The following is a 19,909-nucleotide window of genomic DNA, read 5'->3' as shown; positions in this document are numbered from 1 at the left end:
CTAGGGCCGGGTGACGCCGAGGCCTCGGTGCTGCTGCACCGGCGGGGTCCAGGGCGTCCCGTCGGCACCGGCCTGCTCGGGCCGCAGGTGTTTCTCGGCGAACTCGGCGTGCCCCACGGCCTTTCCCCACAGCCAGCCCTGCCCCCGTGCGACGTCGAGGCCGATCAGCGCGTCGCGCTGCTGCTCGGTCTCCACGCCCTCGGCGATCACCCCCAGGTGCAGGGCGGCCGACATCGCGACGACGGCCCGCACGATCGCCTCGTCGCCGGGGTCCACGCCGAGGCCGGTGACGAAGGCCCGGTCGATCTTGACGGTGGTGACCGGGAACCGGCTGAGGTAGCTCAGCGACGAGTAGCCGGTGCCGAAGTCGTCGACCGACAGGCCGATGCCGAGCCCGCGCAGGCCGCTGAGAACGTCCATCACCTGGGCGTTGTCGCCGATCAGGATGGACTCGGTGATCTCCAGGTTGAGCCGGTCCGCACCCAGTCGGTACACCCGCAGGCCGTCGGCGATCTTGCGGCGCAGGCTGTGGTCGCGCAGCTGCCGGGCGGAGGCGTTGACCGACATGTAGAAGGTCTCCGGCAGCAGGCCCTCGTCGCGCCAGAGCGCCATCTGGCGCAGCGACTCCTCCAGCACGAACGAGCCGATCTGGTCGATCAGGCCGGTCTCCTCGGCCACCGGGATGAACTCGACCGGTGAGATCGGGCCGCGCACCGGATGGGTCCAGCGGATCAGCGCCTCGGCACCGACCACCCGGCCGGTGCGGGTCTCGACCAGCGGCTGGTACGACAGCCACAGCTGGTTGCGCTGCACGGCCTGGCGCAGGGCCAGCTCGATCTCCACCCGCTCGCGCACGGTCTGCCGCATCGCCGCGTCGAACACCCGCGCCCGGCCGCGCCCCTCGGCCTTGGCCCGGTACATCGCCAGGTCGGCGTCGCGCAGCAGGGACTCGGCGTTGCGCTGGTCGGTGAGCGGGGCGATGCCGATCGAGGCGACCGCGACCAGCTCGATGCCGGGCAGCTCGATCGGCCGGGCCAGTTCTTCCTGGATGCGCGCGGCCATCGCCTCGGCGTCCGCCGCCTGTCCGTGGTCGGCGATCACGAACTCGTCGCCGGCGATCCGGGCGCACACGGTGCGGTCGCGGGTCAGCCGGCTCAGCCGCTGCGACACCTCGATCAGCAGCAGGTCGCCCACCTCGTGCCCCCAGTGGTCGTTGACCAGCTTGAAACCGTCCAGGTCGAGGTAGAGCAGCCAGAGCCCGTCCGGCCGGCCGGCGGCCAGCATCTCGCCGACCTCCTGGGTGAGCAGATCGCGGTTGGGCAGGCCGGTGAGCGGGTCGTGGGTGGCGCGGAAGACCAGGCCGCGCTGGATGTCCGCGTTGCTGCGCACGGCCGAGACCGAACGGAAGACCAGCGCCGCGAGCAGCCCGCCGGTGGCCAGCGTCAGGGCCAGGTTGTCGGAGCTGTTGCCGTTGACCGAAAGCATGACCACCAGCGGGGCGGCCAGGGCGGGCACCATCAGACTGAGCCGCACGGCCGACCAGGCCTGCACCGGGCGCTGCCGGATATGGGCCATCTCGGCCATGCTCGGGTGCAGGGTGGCCGCCGCGAGCATGCTGAAGCCGACCAGGAAGGGCAGGTCGAGCAGCGCGGAGCCGGTGAGCTCGCCGCGGGCGCCGATGACGGCGTAGCCGGTGTCGCCGATGAACAGGCAGACGATGGCCAGGGCGAGGAACCGGAAGCTGGCCAGCCGAACGGCGGTGGAGAAGCCGAGATTGAGCACCAGCAGCAGGATCACGATGTCCCACAGCGGATAGAGCCCGGCCATCAGGGACACCAGGTCGGGCCGGTCGCCGACCCGGGCCGCGGGCAGGGCGAGGAACTCGGTGGCGATCAGGCCGGCGCCGAGCGCGACGATGATGCCGTCGACCACCGCGTGCCGTTGCACCCCCACCCGGCGACGCAGCATGACCACCAGCGCGAGGCTGGCCAGGGCGTAGCCGGTGAGCGCGAAGAAGTCGGCGGTGAACGAGAGCACGCCGGTCTGCTCGACCGCCCACGGCCGAAAGGCCATGCCCCCGAGGAAACTCATGCTGGCGAGCACCAGCAGCACCCAGGGCAGCCGGTCGGCCGGACGGTTCAGCCACAGCCCGGCGAGCTGCCCGGCCACGGTGCCGAGCCCGGCCACGGCGCTGATCACCTGTCCGGCCGGGGCATCGGGTCGTAGCGCATAGAGCACCGCGAGAACCACACCGCCGATGACGACGAGATCAGAGGCACGACGGCCGACCAGCACCGATGTCCTCCCCGAAGCGGTCACTACTTGCCTGGCTCTTCGACGCACTCCCCCGGAACCTGAAGCTGCCGTGAGTCACCGTCGGAATAAGGCTCTTTGAACTATCTCGCGGGTTTTTCCCGGAGTGGACGGGCCACTCGGCACAGAAGCTCGGATCCGATCGCCGGAACCGGCTGAAGCCCCTTGCTTTTGCCCGGTTTTCCGGATAATTCCCGGGCCCGGACGAAGGTTGACGTAGTGTCGCGAACACATAGCGCTGTGAATCAAATACCCAGAGCTATAGTCGCGGCGTGTCGGAGTACCAGCGTCGCCGCGACCGTCGAGCCCTGCGGCATTCCAGTCAGACGCAGTGGGGCGCGGACGGCCCCGACGAATCGTTTCGGGATCAAGCACTCTCCGGGGATTCCGCCATTCCCGGAGCAATGTCGCCGGGGCGGGACGACGCTTACCGGATCGGCGGTGCGGACGGTTACGGCCCAGGGACAGCGGACGCTTACGGGACTGACCTTTACGGCCAGGGACCAGAGGACGCTTACGGCGCGGGCGCCGCGGACGATTACGGGACGGACGTTTACGGGACGGACGTTTACGGAGAAGACCCCGCGGACCTTTACGGAGCGGGCGCGGACCTTTACGGAGCGGGCGCGGACCTTTACGGAGCGGGCGCGGACCCTTACGGAGCGGGCGCCACGGACCCTTACGGAGCGGGCGCCGCGGACGCTTACGGGCCAGGGCCCGCCGACGCTTACGACGCAGGACCCGGCGGGCGTCATGGGGTGAGGCCCGGCGATGCATACGGAACAGGGCCCGCACGCGGTTACGAGGCGGGGCCCGCCGGCGACCATGAGGCGGAGCATTTCCGGGGCTACCCGACTGGGCCCGTCGGCAGCTACGGAGCGAATTCCTTCGACGGCCGCGAGGCGGACGCCGGGCGCGGATACGGCACCAACCCCTATGCAACGGAAAATCCCTACGCCTCCGGGGCCGGATATCTCTACGCGGCGAGGACGGGGGACGACTACCGAGCGAACCTCGATGACGGCTACGGCTACCCCAGTGCGGGTGATCCCACCCAGGACACCGATTACACGTATCCCCCGCTCCGGAACGCCCGGTACAACGATGACACCCGGCGCCGGACAGGCCCCCTGCACACCGAACACATCCGGGACGCACCGCCCTCCGGTGAAGCCCTACAGAATGATCCTTTTACAAATCCTCCTCCTTACCGGTTCCCGGACGTCTCCGGTGATCCCATGTCGGGCAACAGGTTTCCAGACCAGGATCAGGTCGAGTTCGGGGCGTTCCCGCAGGAACAGGCCGGTCCGTGGCACGATCCGTACGGGACGGCGGAGGGAGGGTGGGACGGGCGTCCCGAGTTCGTGGGCACTCCGGAACCCGAAAGTCTCTCCCCCGAAGACTGGTTCGACGAGGAGGACCCCGTCGACAGCCGGTACGGCGACAACTGGCTTCCGCGCACGGACGACGAGACAAACGTCCCCAGCTCCCCCTACCTCGGGGATCCGGACGCGGGTCCTCGCACGTGGGGTGATCACGAGGCGCCGTTCGAGCAGCCGCATGCCGATGAGTGGCCGACGGTTGCGTCCGGGAGCGACAGGAGCATGCGCCGCCCGGATCCCGCCGGACGCGGACCGGACCCGATCACCGCTGACCAGAACGACTTCCAGCACGGTCTCCACCGTCAGGACCGAGGGGGCGAGACCTTCGGCGAGCGCTCCGCGCCCGCGGCCGGCAGCTACGACCGCGCCCTCCAGACCGGCCGGCGCAACACTGCGACCCGCGCCTACGCCGAGCACGGCTCGACGGGGGCAGGAGTCGGTGACGTCGCGCCGGCCGGAACGGTTCAGACCCGTGCCGGCCGGACCGGCACCCGTCAGACCGATGTCGGCCAGACCGAAGCCGCCCCGGCCAGTACCAACCAGACCAGCGCCGCCCAGATCAACGCCGCCCAGATCAGTGCGGCCAGGATCAGCGCTGCCCGGATCAGGACCGCGACCGGCATCGAGACCGCGGCGGGGACGGATCCCGGCCCCGGATCCGATCCGGCAGCGGAGTTCGATCCCGCCACCGGATTCACCACCGGATTCACCACCGGCGCAGGCACCGGCGCCGACCCCGCAGCCGGGTCCAGCGCCGCGCCGTCCGAAACGTTCCCCGGGGCCAACGCATTCACCCGGGCCGTGGCAGCGGCCCTGCGCTCCGGCGATGCGCCGCCCACCGACACCGGCACGGGACACCCGGAGGGCCGCGCGCACGGGAACAACGCCGCGCAGGGGATCAGGCGGGCCGAGGGCATACGGAATCCGGCTGGGGGATCGGAGGTTTCGTCGTCCTCAAGCACCGGGACGCCCAGGCCGGGCAACCGGACGCGGACCGCGCCCGCACCGCACCGGAACGGGCCCGCGGCGCCGGTCCGCACGCCGGCGCCGGTCCCCGCACCTCGGCTCTCGTCGTCCCTGGCATCGGCACTGGCCTCGCTGGCACCGCCCCGGGCACCCGCGGGGCGGGCCACCCGCATCCCGACCACCACCCCCCGCCCCCGGCAGCACCAGCCACGACAGAGCCAGAACGCGCCGGAGCAGACCCAGCCGACACCGCCGAAGCCCCCGGAGAGCCGCCGCCCCGCGGCGGCGGCCCGGGGGTTCGCGCCGAACGCCGACCGGGTCGGGACGGCCCGTGAGGTGATGACCTACCTGGCCCGGCGGCCCTGGCTCCAGCTGGACGTGGTCGACATCATCCTGGGCACCCAATTCGACCGGGACGACGTGGCACACGCCCTGATGGTGCTCCAGCAGACCGGCCGGATCCGGAGCCACCTGCGCGGTGACCGGGTCTGCTACTCGTACGCGGTGATATGAGCGGAACAGCGGTGACAGACGGAATGAGTGGCGACGCCATCGGACTCCTGCTGGTGCTGGGCGGGGCGGTGGTGGCGCTCGCCCTGTGCACGCTGGGCATCGCGCGCCTGCGCTCGGCCCTGGCCGAGGTGGTGGTCGACGAGGCGATCCTGCCCTACCAGCTGCCCGATCTCGACCCGGGCGCCCGGCTGGCTCGCGACCAGCTGGTGCGCCGCTACGTGCGCCGGGGGCTGCGCGGCTACCTGATCATCGTGCTCGGCCTGCTGGCCTGGTTCACCGGGCTGTCCGTCCTGGCCTCGGGCGTGCTGTGGTGGCAGAGCTCCACCTGGGGCCTGGAGACCGGGGTTCCGGCCCCGCTGCGCTGGCTGCCCTACGCCCCGGCCCTCGCGGTGGTCAGCGGGTTCGGGCTGCTGCTCTACCTGCTGGCCCACGACGCCCAGCGCCGGCCGAAACTGCGCGTGGCACGGTGCATGCGGTGCCTGCTGCCGTGGTCGTCGTCCGGCTACCTCGACCCGGACCTGACCGGGGAGCGGGACCTCCTGACCCGGTCGAAGCTGGCCCGCTCACGCGCCACCCAGCAGACCGCCCGTGACCAGGTGGCCGACCTGGCCCACGCCCTGCTGCCGCAGGCCCGGCGGATGGCCGACGAGGATCTGCGCCGCACCGTCGGCACCGCCGTCGCCTTCGCCCCGCGGCAGAGCGGCCAGCAGCTCGACACCGACCGGTTCGCCGACCTGCTCAGGCTTTTCGACGCCCTCTTCGACCGGCTGCGCGACGACACCGGGCACCAGGACATCTGGCGGATCGCCATCCTGCGCCAGCTGATCCGCTACACCGGGCCGGAGGTGCTGCCGCGGATCTTCGGCGAGATCCAGGGCGACCCGGACGGTGTGGACATCGAAGGGCTCAGCCTGCTGTTCGGCCGGCAGCGGGCCGAGGCGGACGAGGTGACGGCTTCGGTGCTGGACACCGCGTTCGGGCGCGGGATCCCCGAGGAGGAGGCCGAAGGTCTGGGCCTGATCGTGGATCTCACCCGGTCACAACGTGAAAGTGCTTCGGAGGCCGGGTATCACGACGAATGATGCCGACGACGCGACCGGGCCCACGCGACGGTCAGGGTCGTCGCGCGGACACCGGGCCACGCCGCCGGCACCATGGAGAACCGCGACGAAACCAGGCTGGAACAGCGATATTCCGAGGCTGCGGAATGCGCTGCCGACCGGTGATCGCGGACTCGCGACCATGTAATACCGCTGGACAGCACTGGTCAATTCATGGGGAGACTTCATATATGCAGCCTGACTGCCTCTTAACACTCAGACCTTGATCACCGTACGGGCCTTCATCGCGGTGAGCGCGATCAGCCGCACCTCCATCAGCTGAGCGACCGTCGCGGCCAGGTCGGCGAGCAGACTCACCTGCACCGGGTCGAGCTGCGGACGGCTCTTCTGGTCGATCACGTTGACCGTGCCCAGCGCGTGCCCCTCCACCTCGATCGGCGCCGCGGCGTAGAACCGCAGCCCGAGATCGCCCGTCACCAGCGGATGTTCCGCCGTGCGCGGGTCGTTCGCGGCGTCGTGCACGACGTAGGGCCCGTCGGCGTGGACGACGGACGCACACAGGCCGGGCTCGGTGCCGACCTGACGCACCCCGTCGAGCCCCTGGGTGGCGGCGAACCACACCCGGTCCTCGTCGACGATGCTCACCGTCGCGATCGGGGTGTCGAAGATCTTGGCCGCCATCGCCGCGATCCGGTTGAACGAGCCGTCTGCCGGGGCCCCGAGCTGGTCGGTGTACTTGCGCACCGCCGCGAGCCGCGGATCGGCCGGCACGGTGAGGGCGGATTCGCTGGTCTGTGGGACGTCTGTGCTCATGCGGTGTCGTCTCCCTGACGTGGTCCGGCTCGATATGCACCGATCGCGGCGATCTTAGACCACCAGTCGTGATCGGGAGAATACATACAGTCAGTTCTCCTCCGGATCCGGTCCTCTCACCGCGCGGCCACCGTCGACCGGGAGCACCGCCCCGGTGACGAACGAGGCGGCGTCGGACAGCAGATAGGCCACGGCGTCGGCGACCTCGGCGGCCAGCCCGACCCGGCCCAGCGGATGCAGCTCGGCCATCTGCCCGGCGACCGCCGCCACCGCGGCGGCGTCGCGGCCGGCCAGGAACTGCTGGTAGCGCTCGGTCTCGATCGACCCGAGCGCCACCGCGTTCACCCGGATCCCGGCCGGGCCGTGGTCGACGGCGGCGGCCCGGGTGAGTCCCTCGATCGCGGCCTTCGCCGTGGCGTAGGGCAGCGCGCCCCGCACCGGCCGCTGGGCCTGATGACTGGAGACGTTGACGATCGCACCGCCGTCGCCGACCGTGAGGTAGTGCTTGACCGCCACCGCGCAACCGGTGACGGCGGCCGCAATGTTCGATGTGATCAGATCGAGAAGCGTTGCCGCGTCTTCGGTGTCGAGCGAGGCGTCGCGGAAGAGCGCGGCGTTGTTGACCCATCCGGACAGTGGCGCGATCGCGGCGGCGAGGCCGGCCGCCCGCTCGGCCACGTCTTCCAGCGAGGCGTCACCGCGCACCGCCACCACGCGTCCACCGGCCGGATGATCCGCGATCCAGGTGAGGGCCCGGGCGTCCAGCTCGACCGCGACCACCGCGTCGCCACCGGCCAGCAACCTCTCGACGACCGCCCGCCCGACACCCCGACCGCCACCGGTGACAACGAAACTCCGCATCGCGCCAGTCTCACCCCCGTGACCCAGGTCACGAAAGGGCCCGACGCCCCGCGATGCGCAGTTCAGATCGCCTTGCCGGGGTTGAACAGGTTCAGCGGGTCGAGGGTCTGCTTCAGCGCCACCTGCATGGCCTGCACCTGCGGGGACAGTTCCTTGCGCAGCCCTTCGCGCTTGAGCAGACCGATGCCGTGCTCGCCGCTGACCGTGCCGCCCATCCCGATGGCGGCGGAGAGGATCTCCTCGAACGCGCCCTGGGCGGCCACCCGCGCGGCGTCGTCACCGGCCGGCACCAGGATCAGCGGGTGCAGGTTGCCGTCACCGGCGTGCGCGATGGTGGCGATGGAAACCCCGTGCCGCTCGGCGATCTCGACGATCGCGGCAAGCATGGCCGGCACCTTCGAGCGGGGCACGCAGACGTCCTCGGTGAGCACCGGGCTGAGACGCTCCAGCGCCGGGTAGGCCAGGCGGCGGGCGGCGAACAGCGCCTCGGCCTCCTGCGCGTCGGTCGACACCGCGGCCCACATCGCTCCGGCCTTCTCGAACACCTCGGCCATCGCGGCGGCCTCGGCCTGACCGGACTCACCCGGGGTGTCGATCTGGGCCAGCAGCAGCGCCTCGGCGTCGGCCTCCAGGCCGAGGTGCTTCCACTCCTCGACCGCCGTCAGGCAGGCCCGGTCGAGCAGTTCCAGAGCGGTCGGCAGCAGACCGGCCGCGGTGACGGCGGCGACCGCGGCTCCCGCGGCGACCAGGCTGGAGAACGCGCCGACCACGGTGCGCGGGGCCTCCCGGCGGGCCGGGCGCAGACGCAGCGTGACCTCGGTGACCACGCCGAAAGTGCCCTCCGAGCCGACGAAGAGCCCGGTCAGGTCGTAGCCGGCCACGCCCTTCGTGGTGCGCCGGCCCAGCCGGGTGACCGTGCCGTACTTCCCCGCCGGGCCGCCGACCACGACCTCCATGCCGAGCACGTAGTCGCGAGTGACGCCGTACTTCAGGCAGCACAGGCCACCGGCGTTGGTGCTGACGTTGCCGCCGATCGTCGACCACGGCGCGCTGGCCGGGTCCGGCGGGTACCAGAGGCCGTGCTCGGCCACCGCGGCCTTCAGGTCGTCGTTCACCACGCCGGGCTGGACCACGCAGATCATGTTGTCCGCGTCGATCTCCAGCACCCGGTTCATCTGCGACAGGTCGAGCACCAGGCAACCGTCGACGGCGTTCGCCCCGCCGGACAGGCCGGTGCCCGCGCCCCGGCTGACCACCGGGACCGCCAGCTCGGCACAGGCCGCGACCGCTCGGCTGACCTCGTCGGTCGAGGTGGCGCGCAGCGCCGCCAGGGGGCGGCCGACCGGCGCCCACTCCGCGTCGTCGTGACTGAGCGAGGCGAGCACGTCGCCGTCCACGATCAGTTTCGACCCGGGCAGTGCGCGTTCCAGCGCCGTGATCTTGCCGGCGGGCGAGGTGGTGGTACTGATGACGGCCTCCTGAGGTGCGCGGTTCCCGGTCCAGCATAAGAACCCGGTTCGGCCGTATTCTCGACCACGGCACTGAGGAAACGCTCCGCGGTCATTGCAGTGCCAGGAGTCATCTTCTGGGAATAGCGGGACGTGACTTTCCCGAGTCGTACGGTGTCAAGCACGCCCTGCTGGCCTAGAGTGGCCCTCATGGTGGGGCATTCCGAACGATTCGGCCCAGGCGTTCCCAAGGAACTGGACCGTTACCTCATCCCGAGCGAACAGATCGTGTTCATGCTCCGGCGGCACTGGGTGGTGCTCGCCGAGCCGGTGGCCACGTCGGTGCTCGGCCTGATCATTCTGGCCTGGGTCAGCAGCAAGACCGACGGCGTGCTGATCAAGATCCTCACCGTGCTCTGGCTGCTGCTGCTCAGCCGCCTGATCCTGCGGGCCTGGGAGTGGTACGACGAACTGTTCCTGGCCACCGACCGCCGGCTGATGCTGGTGCACGGCATCGTCACCCGGCAGGTCGACATCATGCCGATGTCCAAGGTCACCGACATGCGGTACGACCGCTCGGTGACCGGGCAGATCCTCGGCTACGGCAAGTTCGTGATGGAGTCCGCCGGTCAGGACCAGGCGCTCAGCACCATCAACTACATCCCCGATTCCGACCTGCACTACCAGCAGATCTCGCAGATCATCTTCGCTCCGTCGGAGCGCAAGCTGACGCAGAAGGCGGCCGCGCCCGGCTCGCGGGTTCCGATCACCGAACCCGAGCAGGCCTGGTGGCGTCGGAAGAACTGAAAAACTTGGGACGGCGATGAGCTTCGACGGAGCTCCTCGCCGTCCACCGTTCTGCGCCGTCTAATTCAACGGGGACCTGAAGCCCCCGGGCAGCTTCTTGCGCATGTTGCCGCGGAACTCGTCGAGGAAGAGCTCGCGGATCGCGTCGCTGTCGAGCGCGCCGGAGACGCCGGTCAGCTTGCCCTGCGACAGGCGCGAGCAGACCGTGGTCCAGGCCTGGCCGACCGCCCAGGTGACGCTGGAGGCGACCGCGGCCGCGATGCCACCGCCGATCAGCGAACCGGCGCCCGGCACCGACTTGATCAGCCCGGTGACCAGGGAACGGCCGCCCGCGGTGGCCGCCGCGGTGGCGGCCAGCGCGGCGGCGGTGGCGCGGTCGACGCCGACGTCGTAGATGTGCGAGATCGTCGCCATCATCGTGAGCTGGATCGGGACCAGCACGGCGGCGTCGGAGAACGGGATCGGCGTGGCACCGGCCGCAGCGGACGCACCGACCGCCGCCCGGATCGCCTTCTCGGCCGAGGCCCGCTTGCGCTTCATGTCGATCTTCTGCGCAGCCACGAGCGCGTCCTGAACTCCCGCCGGGGCAACGAGAAAGGTGGCATCGAGCAGCTCTTGCAGACCGTGCGCCTCCAGCCCGGCGAAGTCATCGGCCTTCGCGTTGGTCAGGAAGATCGGGTGCCCGCCCAGCGGCAGCTCACGCTCGGCGATGGCGTCGCGCAGGGCGATCGCGTCAGGGTGGTAGCGGCCGTCGCGCATCGGCACCTGGGTGAGCACGAGCAGCACCGACAACCCGAGTCGGTCGAGGCCCCGGATGAAGGCTTCCTCGGTGTCTTCGAAGCGACGGTCACCGGCCCGCACGCAGTACCAGGCCACGTGGACCTGGTCGGCGAGCGCGCTGCGGCGCATCTCCCGCACGTACTGCTCGAGCTCGGCCAGGATCGTCCCGTCGTCCGTGCCGATCTCCAGGCCACGGGTGTCGAGAACGCCGAAGTGCCCGTCGGCGTGCAGGTAGAGGTGGCTGCCCTGGGTCACCGGCTGGCCGATGCCGGTCTCCGCCACGTCCTCGCCGAAGATGGCGTTGACCAGCGTGCTCTTGCCCACGCCGGTCTTGCCGAAGATGGCCAGGTTGAACCTGCCGATCTCACGGGCCTTCTCGTCGAACGTGTCACCGAACTGCTTGCTGAACCAGTCCCGGGGTGCGGGTGCCATGCCGGTCATCCTCCCATCAGGGGGACGAACACGCAGAAGTCCCCGGCCGTCAGACGACCGGGGACCGCTGGTTGTCGCGTCAGTGCATGATCACCGGCTCGGCGTCGGTCGCGTCGGTCGTGGTGACCTGCGTGACCGTGGTGGAGCGGGACCGGTACATCAGCGCCGCCAGGATCGCGCCGGCCACGAAGAACCCGCCGACCCAGGCGTAGGCCGTGGAGTAGCTGCGGATCGACGCGTCGGCCAGCACCTGCGCGGTGGCCGGCTGGTGGCTCGCCAGGTACGAGGTGGCGGCCGAGGCGGCGAGCGTGTTGATCAGCGCGGTGCCGAGCGAACCACCCACCTGCTGGCCGGTGTTCACCAGGGCGGAGGCCACACCGGCGAAACGCGGGTCGACGTTCAGCGTGGCGGTCTGGATCGCCGCGGGCATCATCTGGCCGAAGCCCATGCCCATCAGCACCAGCGGGACCACGATGCCCGGCCAGTACGAGCTGTTCAGGTCGAGCGCGGTCAGCCAGAACGCGCCGGCGGCCGCGAAGATCATGCCGGACGGCACCATGATGCGCGGGCCGAAGCGCGGCAGCAGGAAGTTGCTGCCGATCTGAGCGGTGAACACCAGGGCCACGATCATCGGCAGGAACGCCAGACCGGTCTTGATCGGCGTGTAGCCGAGCGTGAGCTGGAGGTAGTAGGTGAGGAACAGGAAGATGCCGAACATCCCGATGCCAGCCAGCAGCACGGACAGGTAGGACGCCGAGCGGTTGCGGTCCAGCACGATCGACAGCGGCATCAGCGGGTGCTCGGCCCGGCTCTGCCACCAGACGAAGGCGGCACCGAACACCACCGAGGCGATCAGCAGGCCGATGGTGAGACCGTTGCCCCAGCCGTCGGTCTCGGCGTGCGAGAAGCCGTAGACCAGGCCGAACAGCGCGGCCGAGACCAGCACGGTGCCGGGCACGTCGAGCTTCGGGCGGGGGCCGGTACGGTGCACGTGCGGCAGGAAGAACAGGGCCCCGATCACGGCGATCACCGCGATGAAGCAGTTGACGTAGAGGTTCCAGCGCCAGTCGAGATTCTCGGTGAGCACCCCGCCGAGCAGCAGGCCGATGGCGCCGCCCATGCCGGCGATCGCGCCGAAGATGCCGAAGGCCCGGCGGCGTTCGACCGGGTCGGTGAACGTGGTGGCCAGCACCGCCAGGGCGGTGGGGGCGAGCAGCGCGCCGAACACGCCCTGGAGGGCGCGGGCCGCGACCAGCAGGCCGAACGAGGGCGCGGCACCGCCGAGGGCGGAGGCCAGGGCGAATCCGATGAGAGCGGTGATGAACGTGCGGCGGCGGCCGATGAGGTCGGAGAGGCGGCCGCCGAGCAGCAGCAGGCTGCCGAAGGTCAGGGAGTACGCGGTGACGATCCACTGCCGGTCGCCGTCCGAGAAGCCGAGGTCGGCCTGGGCGGAGGGCAGTGCGATGTTCACGACGGTCGTGTCCAGCACGACCATCAGCTGGGCGAACGCGACCGTCGTCAGCGTCAGCCAGCGGGCTGAGGATGCCGTCGCGGTGGACGGCACGGCTGTGGTCTGGGACATGACGGCAACCATATACGAGACTTTCTAGTTCCGAAACCAAGAAGTTTCGGGAATACTCCGTTCCGGTACCCCGAAGTTCCACAACCTGTGCGTTCCGGAACCGCCCGGGTACGATTTGCGCCGGGGCGTCGTTGTCCTCAATGGGCGACGACGCGCCCGCCGACCGACGACGAACTGGGGTGCACCACCATGACCACCGAGACCGCGAAGACTGCCGAACCAGCGCGGCTCGGGCGCAAGCGTGACCACTCCCGTGACCCGGAGATCCTCGCCGCCGCGCTCGACGTGCTGGCCGAGGTCGGATACGACGGCATGACCGTCGACATGGTCGCCGCCCGGGCCAAGGCCGGTAAGGCCACGCTGTACCGGCGCTGGCCGTCCAAGGCGGAGCTGGTGGTGGACGCGGTGGGCTGCATGAAGCGGCCCCTGCACCACGACGCGAACGGCAACCTGCTGGTGCCCGACACCGGCACGCTGCGCGGCGACCTGATCGCCATGGTCAAGCCGAAGGCGGTCACCGACGGCAGCCGGCATCTGAAGATCATGCTGGGCGTGGCGTCCATGCTGTCGTCGGCGCCGGAGCTGCTCGACTCGATCAACAGCATCATGATCGAGCCGCGCACCGAGGCCTACCGCCTCGTGTTCGAGCGGGCGGTGCAGCGCGGCGAGATCAAGCCGGGTGCCGACGTCACACTGCTGGCCTCTCTCGGCCCGGCGCTGTCCATGTTCCGGGCGGTCTACCAGCAGCAGCCGCCCTCGCGCGAGCTGTTCCTGCACATCATCGACGCGGTGATCCTGCCCGCGGTCGGGCTGTCAGCGCCGGGTGAGGGTGCGCACGAGTGAGTCGTCGATCTTCCCGGTGATCTTCAGCGCCCGGGCCCGGCCCTGGGCGGTGTCGTCGAACGGGCCGACGTAGACCACGAACCAGCCGCGGTTCAGCGGTGCGTACAGGTCGGAGCGGAGCACCCCGGCGTCCAGGCCGGACCGCCGCAGCTTGTCCGCCTCGGCCTGGGCCTGGGCCCGGGTGGGATGGCTGGCCACCTGCACCACCACGAACGGCTGCTCGGCGGAGTGGGTGGGCAGCGGGGTCCAGTCGGTGCGCGGGTTGCCCTCACCGACCGCGGCCATCGACGAGTGCGCCACCGAGGCCACCACGATGACGAACGTGGTCAGGACGGTGGCGAGAATCGGCCAGAACACGTCGATGCCGGGGGCCTGCAACGACCAGCGGGAGACCGGGGCGCCTTCCTGGGGCTCATCCGTCCCGGACTGGGCCGCGCCTGCCTCGGGCCTGGCTTGACCTGCCTCGGGCCGGGCTTGACCTGCCTCGGGCCGGGCCTCACGTGTCTCAGGCCGGGCCTCACGTGTCCCGGGCCGGGCCTCACGTGTCTCAGGCCGGGCCTCACGTGTCCCGGGCCGGGCTGCGGCCGTTTCGGGCCTGGCTTTATCCGCCTCGGGCCTGATCTCGGCCGTTTCGGGCCTGGCCTCGGCCGTTTCGGGCACGGTCTCGGCCGTTTCGGGCCTGAGTTCGGCTGCCCGGCCGGTCTGGCCCGCCTGCTCGGGGGCGTGCTTCAACTCCGTCACGATGGGGCGAGTCTAGGGGTAACCCGTTCCGTCATCTGCCTTTCCTGTGGGTTCGCTGTCGCTTCACCCTCATGAGCCTCAGTTTTCACGGTCAGTACGGGGCCGACAGCAGTTCGCGCTGGTAGGCACCCGCGGTCAGCCAGGCCCGGGCCAGGGTGGTGGAGCTGTCACCGGTCAGACGGCCGAACACGTCGTGCGTCGCCGGCTGCGCCGCGTCGAGCAGGGCCTCGAGCAGCATCGCCGCTGTGCCCAGTTGCTCCCTCCGCAGCAGTGCCGCCTCCGACCGAACCTGCCGGGGGACGCCGGGAACCGACAGCGTGCGGCGTCCACCGGAAACCACGCGCTCCAGGCGCCGGCGGTAGGCAGCCAGCGGGTCGGTCACCTCGGCGGCCTGCGGGAACTGCGGTGCCGGGCCCGACGGGCGCAGGAACCGGGCCGACAGCCGGTCGAACCCGACATCGACGCGGCCCTGCATCACCGCGGGCAGACGTAGGTCACCGCCCCCGACCGCGATCAGCTCCAGAGTGCCGGGCAGACCGAGGAAACGATGCGCCCCACCCTCCTCACCGGGAAGCGGACGGGCGACCGCCAGCATGCGCAGCCCCGGCCGGGCTGCGATCAGCCGCAGGTTGTCGCGCTGGATCTGCCGGTGCCCGCCGCCCGGTACGACCAGCCTGACCCCCTCCCCGGCGGGGTCGACGGCCAGCACGGCGTCGCGGTCACTGCCGCACACCGTGAGCGCGAGAAGCCTCGGCTCCCGGTTATTTCCGTGCAGGTGGCCACCGATCCGGCCGAACCGGCCGAGCAACTGGGGCTCGGTCCAGGCCACCCCTGCCGCCCGCACCGCCCGCACCGCCTGGCCGGCGCCGAGACGGCCGTCCGGGTTGGCCGTGGCGGAGGCCATGATCAGGCCGGCCCGGGACAGGTTGCGGTGCGACAGACCGGTCTCCCCGATCGCCACCGGCGACGCAGCCGACGACGGAACTCGTTCGGGTCCACCAGGTTTCACGTCGGATACAGACCACAGGCGCCCCTCCGCGTCGGTCAGCCAGACCACAGCACCGGCATAACCGGCGGAACTGATCACCGGTTCGAGACACAGCCCGGCCAGCCTCAGCCCGCCGACCGGCGCATAGACCGTGCGAGCCGTGCCCCGCCACTCCTCCGGACGCCCGGTGCCGCTGATCACGGCGTGGGCGACCGACAGCACCTCGAGCAGATCGGCGGTCAGCTGCGGCAGGGAGAACGCGGCGGCGTCGGAGCGGGCCTGACGAATGCCCGTCACCACCCGGGTGGCCGCCGCGGCCAGCCGGTGGAGAGTACGTAACCTGGCCTGGTGCACGCCGGCCAGGAGCCGGCCCTGCACAGCGACGCCGGCACCGGCCAGACCCGCCTCCAGCACCTGAGCGGCGGCCCGCCAGAGGGCCTGGGCCGCGGCCTTCTCGGCGGGTTTCCAGGGGTCTTCGGCGACATCCCCGGATGGGTCTCTTATCATGGAATCGGCTGCTGGAAAAACCTTTTCGGATCCCCCGCTACCGCCCGACTCGCCGTCCGGCCGGTCGCCCGGCTGGCCGTCCAGTTCACCGCCTCGCGTGCCGCCCGGTGCACCGCCCCGCGCGTCGTCCGGTCCGCTCCCCGCCACCGGTGCGACGCTCAGCACCCCGGCGCGGTGAAGGCACGCGGGCGCGAGAAGGCAGTCGCACCGGACGTTCTCGGCCTGTCGCAGCGCCCCGTTCTCGGGAGTCAGGGTGACGTGCGCACCGCCGACGTCGACCACGCCGTCGGCATGGATCCAGCCGGACGCGCCGGAAACCGTTGCGTCCAGGCGTTGACGCAGACGGGCGGGCAATGCCTCCAGGGTCTGGGCCACGAGCAGCGGGTCGGCCGGGGGCAGGTTCATCGCACCTGCTCCCCCACCCAGCGGGCCAGTTCGAGCGGACTCAGCGCGGCGACCGGCATCCCGGCGGCGACCAGTTGCCCGGCCACCGACACGCTGTACCGAGCCGCACCCGTCTCGTCGAGGCCCGCGCAGCCGAGCACGTGCACCCCGGCGTCCACCATCAGCCGGACCTGGGCGAGCAGGGGGCCGATCGCGCCGCCCTCCTCGAAATCGCTCACCACCACGACCATCGTGCGGCTGGGCACCGTGACCAGCTGACGCGCGGCGGCCAGCCCGGTGGCGATCGAGGTGCCGCCGCCGACCGAGACCTCCAGCAGCAGGGACAACGGGTCGCTGACCATGCCGGTCATGTCGATGACCTCGGTGGAGAACGCCAGCAGGTGCGTGGTCAGGGCGGGGACGCCGGCCAGCACGGCGGCGGTGACGGCCGACCAGACCGTACTCGCCTCCATCGACCCGGACACGTCGACCAGCAGGATGATGCGCCAGTCGGTGCTGCGCCTCCCCCTGGTCCGGAACACCGGGCGCTCGGGGATCACGGTGGGCGTGCCGTCCGGACCGATCCGGGCCGTGCGCAGGTTGGCACGGATCGTGCGATGCAGGTCGATCGGGCCACCGGGGCGGCGCGTGGGCCGCGGCGAGGTGAGCCCGGTGAGCGCCGGGGTCAGGGTGCGGGAGAGCTCCTGGGTGAGGTCGGCGACCACCTTGGCCACGAGCGGCCGCAACCGGGCCACGGTGCGCTCGGGCAGCGCCCCGGCCAGCGACAGCACGCTGGTCAGCAGCTCCACCGAAGGACGTGCCGACGCCGGGTCGATGGCCAGCGCCGCGTCCACCCGGCCGCCGGCCGCCGCGGCCGCCAGCACCTCCTCCCGCACCGTGGCCCCGAACAGCTGGGTCAGTTCCTCGGCCCATTCCCGCACGCCGGGGTAGGCCGATCCGTCGCCCGGGCCGTCACCGCGCAGGTCGGCCCCCGCTCCCTCACCTCGCCCCAGGCCGTACAACTCGTCGAGCGCCACCCCGTAGCGCCGGGCCGAACCCGGTAGCTCACCCTGCTTCTGGCCGAGCACGAGTCGCCAGCGGTCGGCCGGGGCCAGCGTCACGGCGTCGGCCAGACCCCGCGCCCGTAGTGCCTCCAGGGCGTGGGCGTCGGCCTGGGCCCAGCGCCCGAGCAGTGCCGGGTCGGTGGTGAGCACCAGGTCGAGGCGGTCTTCGAGACGCTGCTCCACCGCGGTCAGCAGGCGCCCCCGCGCGGCCGGGGTGAGCACGTCGAAACCGCCGCGCACCGCGGGAAGACGCCGCAGGAAGAGCGCGTCGGGCAGCGCTTCCAGCCGGGCCAGGAGCGGGTCGAGCACGTCGCCGCCCGCCTCGAGCAGCGGACCGGCGACGATCAGCAGGCCGGACAGCCGGGCGGTCAGCTCGGCCGCGTCGTCCAGGTCGAGCCAGGCCGCCGCCCGGTCGCCCAGCTCGGCCGCGTCGTCGAGCCCGAGCAGCACCCGCACCGCCGCGCCGGCCCCCCGCATGAGCGGACTGCCATCGCCGGTGAGCCTTTTCAGCGAGGCGTCGAGCCGCAGCCCGGTGCCGACCCGGTCGTGACGCACCACCAGGGCCAGCAGGGCCCGGGCGTCGGCCGGGTCGGTGGAACCGGCCAGCCCGTCGACCTGCCGGATCGCCGCGGTGTGCAGTTCCTCGGTGACCAGGGCCAGGGCGGGCAGTGGGTGGTCGGCCAGCCCCGGCACGGTCTGCTGTGTCAGGCGGCTCAGCAGGTCCAGGCCGGTGAGCAGCTCGGGCAGGGTGGCCGTGGCCGGCAGCACCCGGGAGACGTCGTCGAGCCGTTCGGCCGTCAGCCCGGGCAGGCCGCACTCGGCCGCGACGAGCAACCCGTCGAGCACCTGACCCGCGGTGCCGCCGCCGTCGGCCCGCTCCCGCTCCCGCTGACGGCGCAGCGTCCCCTCGGCCGCCTGTTCCAGCGTCACCCCGAGCAGCCCGGCGATCTCGGTGAGGGCGGCTGCGGACGGCGTCCACTCCGCCCACCAGTGCGTGGTGAGGGCGGCCGCCGCCCCGACACCCTGCACCTGCGCGGCGATCGCGTAGTGGATGCCGCAGGCCTGCGTGCGCTGGAGGGTGACCTCGCGGCGGCGGTCGAGTGCGCTGCGCAGCGGATCGAGCCGCAACTCGCGGCGTTTCGGGGCGTCCGGGTGCGGCAGCCGCAGCTCGCGCAGCAGGGCCTCCAGCGACGGGCCGAGACCGGAGCGGGGTGTGCCCGGGGCCAGGCGGCCCCGGCGCTCCCCGATCAGCACCTGTTCCATCGCCTGGGCCACCACCCGGCCGCGGCCGAAGGTCTCGCCCTGGGCCAGCACGGAACCCAGCGCCTCGACGATCTCGCTGCGCCCGGGGGCCGGCAGACCGCGCAGCCGGGCGAGATCGTCGGTCAGCCGGACCACTTCGCGTCCCTCTCCCGGGCCGGCCGGGTGTCCCTCGGCCCGGATCCGCGCGCACACCTCCACCGCCACCCGCGCGGCCGCGGCCGACACCCGCGCCGGGTCTCCACCGGCCCGCACCGTCTCGGACTGCCAGCGCGGGTCGCGGATGCCCGCGGGGTATCCGGAGCGGCTGTCGAGCAGTGGGTCGGCGTACGGAATCAGGCTGGTGGTGACCTCTTTCACCGGGCGCGGCCCGGACCGCGCGCGCGAGCGGTACCTGGCGGCCGGGTCGATCGTGACGTCTTCGGTCAGTGCCGGGGCGTGAAAGGCCCCGACCAACAAGGCGATCCGCTGCTCCGGATGACGGCCGAGACGGTCGGCGACCACCGCGCGCATCTGCGCCTCCCGGCGCAGGTCGACCGCGGCCGGGCGGCCGGACACGCACTCGTCGGCCCGCATCGCCCACCCCACCGCCAGCGCGGCCCGGCGCACCTGCTCCGGCGTGGAGCCGGGGGCCGGGGCCTCGACCGTGCGGTCCCACAGGTCGTCGCCGTCCCGCCCGGTCTGGGAACGCCGCAGCGCCCGGGAGAACGGCTGGGCGGCGACCCGCACGCCCGCCCCGCCGTGGTGAGCGCGGTCGTCGTCAGCGACCCGGTCGCCGTCAGCATCAATGTCGTCGTCGCCCCAACCCTGGTCGCCCAACGGCAGGTCGCACGGCACGATCTCGACGTCGTGCAGCACCGCCCACCGGATCGCCACCAGTTCCGGGGAGAAGTCCGCGAACGGGTAGAACGGCAGCGGCTCGCCCGACCCGGCCAGCGCGACCGGCGCCATCGTGCGTGGATGCCCGAGCCAGGGCATCCAGGAGGCGAACTGCGGCGGCATCTCGATCAGCAGGGCCTGCGGGCGCAGTTCGTCGAGCAGCGCCGGGATCACCACGGACAGCGCGGGCGAGTGGTGCCGCACCCCGATGAGATACGGCTGGGCACGGACCATTCCGTCGACCGCCGCCCGTGGGTCGGGCAGTCGTGCGGTGCGCCGGGCGGC

Annotated in this window: 13 protein-coding genes; 4 read left to right on the top strand and 9 right to left on the bottom strand. The window is 71.7% G+C overall.

What is annotated here, in order from left to right; translation table 11 throughout:
- Positions 1 to 2,295 (bottom strand): putative bifunctional diguanylate cyclase/phosphodiesterase, encoded by a 2,295-nt coding sequence (locus KIH74_RS24725; protein WP_214158543.1) that lies wholly within the window; start codon positions 2,293 to 2,295, stop codon positions 1 to 3.
- A gap of 1,256 nt (positions 2,296 to 3,551) precedes the next feature.
- Here KIH74_RS24725 and KIH74_RS24720 point away from each other — a divergent pair.
- Positions 3,552 to 5,174, top strand: coding sequence for a hypothetical protein (locus KIH74_RS24720; protein ID WP_214158542.1), 1,623 nt, complete (start codon positions 3,552 to 3,554; stop codon positions 5,172 to 5,174).
- Positions 5,175 to 5,197: 23 nt separating this feature from the next.
- Positions 5,198 to 6,256, top strand: a complete 1,059-nt coding sequence (locus KIH74_RS24715) for a hypothetical protein (protein WP_214158540.1) — start codon at positions 5,198 to 5,200, stop codon at positions 6,254 to 6,256.
- Positions 6,257 to 6,490: 234 nt separating this feature from the next.
- Here the strand turns inward: KIH74_RS24715 and KIH74_RS24710 are convergent, their stop codons facing one another.
- The 3 genes from KIH74_RS24710 to KIH74_RS24700 form a co-directional block, all read right to left on the bottom strand.
- Positions 6,491 to 7,048 (bottom strand): GAF domain-containing protein, encoded by a 558-nt coding sequence (locus KIH74_RS24710; RefSeq protein ID WP_214158539.1) that lies wholly within the window; start codon positions 7,046 to 7,048, stop codon positions 6,491 to 6,493.
- A 90-nt stretch (positions 7,049 to 7,138) separates the two neighbouring features.
- Positions 7,139 to 7,909: an SDR family NAD(P)-dependent oxidoreductase gene (locus KIH74_RS24705; RefSeq protein WP_214158538.1), complete on the bottom strand. Its 771-nt coding sequence runs from the start codon at positions 7,907 to 7,909 to the stop codon at positions 7,139 to 7,141.
- A gap of 62 nt (positions 7,910 to 7,971) precedes the next feature.
- On the bottom strand, positions 7,972 to 9,378 hold the full coding sequence (locus tag KIH74_RS24700; protein ID WP_372492125.1) for an FAD-binding oxidoreductase: 1,407 nt from the start codon (positions 9,376 to 9,378) through the stop codon (positions 7,972 to 7,974).
- Positions 9,379 to 9,567: 189 nt separating this feature from the next.
- On the opposite strand from KIH74_RS24700, the gene KIH74_RS24695 reads away from it, so the two are divergent.
- Positions 9,568 to 10,164, top strand: coding sequence for a PH domain-containing protein (locus KIH74_RS24695; protein ID WP_214158536.1), 597 nt, complete (start codon positions 9,568 to 9,570; stop codon positions 10,162 to 10,164).
- A 60-nt stretch (positions 10,165 to 10,224) separates the two neighbouring features.
- Here the strand turns inward: KIH74_RS24695 and KIH74_RS24690 are convergent, their stop codons facing one another.
- Entirely contained in the window at positions 10,225 to 11,376 is a 1,152-nt protein-coding gene (locus KIH74_RS24690; protein ID WP_214158533.1) for a GTPase family protein, read from the bottom strand.
- 79 nt (positions 11,377 to 11,455) lie between these two features.
- Complete coding sequence (locus KIH74_RS24685) at positions 11,456 to 12,958, bottom strand: MFS transporter (RefSeq protein ID WP_214158531.1); 1,503 nt, start codon at positions 12,956 to 12,958, stop codon at positions 11,456 to 11,458.
- Positions 12,959 to 13,147: 189 nt separating this feature from the next.
- On the opposite strand from KIH74_RS24685, the gene KIH74_RS24680 reads away from it, so the two are divergent.
- A complete protein-coding gene (locus tag KIH74_RS24680) occupies positions 13,148 to 13,801 on the top strand; it encodes a TetR/AcrR family transcriptional regulator (RefSeq protein WP_214158530.1) in 654 nt (217 codons plus the stop codon).
- On the opposite strand, the gene KIH74_RS24675 is transcribed toward KIH74_RS24680, so the two are convergent.
- From KIH74_RS24675 to KIH74_RS24665, 3 genes are all read right to left on the bottom strand, one after another.
- Entirely contained in the window at positions 13,772 to 14,179 is a 408-nt protein-coding gene (locus tag KIH74_RS24675) for an SPOR domain-containing protein (RefSeq protein WP_214158528.1), read from the bottom strand. The two genes, KIH74_RS24680 and KIH74_RS24675, sit on opposite strands and share 30 nt — an antisense overlap.
- A gap of 454 nt (positions 14,180 to 14,633) precedes the next feature.
- Complete coding sequence (locus KIH74_RS24670; RefSeq protein WP_214158526.1) at positions 14,634 to 16,442, bottom strand: hypothetical protein; 1,809 nt, start codon at positions 16,440 to 16,442, stop codon at positions 14,634 to 14,636.
- Entirely contained in the window at positions 16,439 to 19,858 is a 3,420-nt protein-coding gene (locus KIH74_RS24665) for a DUF5682 family protein (RefSeq protein WP_281431432.1), read from the bottom strand. Before KIH74_RS24665 ends, KIH74_RS24670 begins: the two co-directional genes overlap by 4 nt.
- Positions 19,859 to 19,909: the final 51 nt, after the last annotated feature.

The organism is Kineosporia corallincola, from assembly GCF_018499875.1.
Taxonomy (GTDB): domain Bacteria; phylum Actinomycetota; class Actinomycetes; order Actinomycetales; family Kineosporiaceae; genus Kineosporia; species Kineosporia corallincola.
Note: the sequence above shows the minus strand (reverse complement) of the source record. Positions and strands in the feature narration are given on the sequence as shown.

Coding starts and splice junctions, on each gene's coding strand:
- KIH74_RS24720 (WP_214158542.1), top strand. CDS start 3,552: ATGTCGGGCAACAGGTTTCCAGACCAGGATCAGGTCGAGTTCGGGGCG.
- KIH74_RS24690 (WP_214158533.1), bottom strand. CDS start 11,376: ATGGCACCCGCACCCCGGGACTGGTTCAGCAAGCAGTTCGGTGACACG.
- KIH74_RS24670 (WP_214158526.1), bottom strand. CDS start 16,442: ATGAACCTGCCCCCGGCCGACCCGCTGCTCGTGGCCCAGACCCTGGAG.
- KIH74_RS24715 (WP_214158540.1), top strand. CDS start 5,198: ATGAGTGGCGACGCCATCGGACTCCTGCTGGTGCTGGGCGGGGCGGTG.
- KIH74_RS24710 (WP_214158539.1), bottom strand. CDS start 7,048: ATGAGCACAGACGTCCCACAGACCAGCGAATCCGCCCTCACCGTGCCG.
- KIH74_RS24695 (WP_214158536.1), top strand. CDS start 9,568: ATGGTGGGGCATTCCGAACGATTCGGCCCAGGCGTTCCCAAGGAACTG.
- KIH74_RS24705 (WP_214158538.1), bottom strand. CDS start 7,909: ATGCGGAGTTTCGTTGTCACCGGTGGCGGTCGGGGTGTCGGGCGGGCG.
- KIH74_RS24665 (WP_281431432.1), bottom strand. CDS start 19,858: ATGGTCCGTGCCCAGCCGTATCTCATCGGGGTGCGGCACCACTCGCCC.
- KIH74_RS24680 (WP_214158530.1), top strand. CDS start 13,148: ATGACCACCGAGACCGCGAAGACTGCCGAACCAGCGCGGCTCGGGCGC.
- KIH74_RS24685 (WP_214158531.1), bottom strand. CDS start 12,958: ATGTCCCAGACCACAGCCGTGCCGTCCACCGCGACGGCATCCTCAGCC.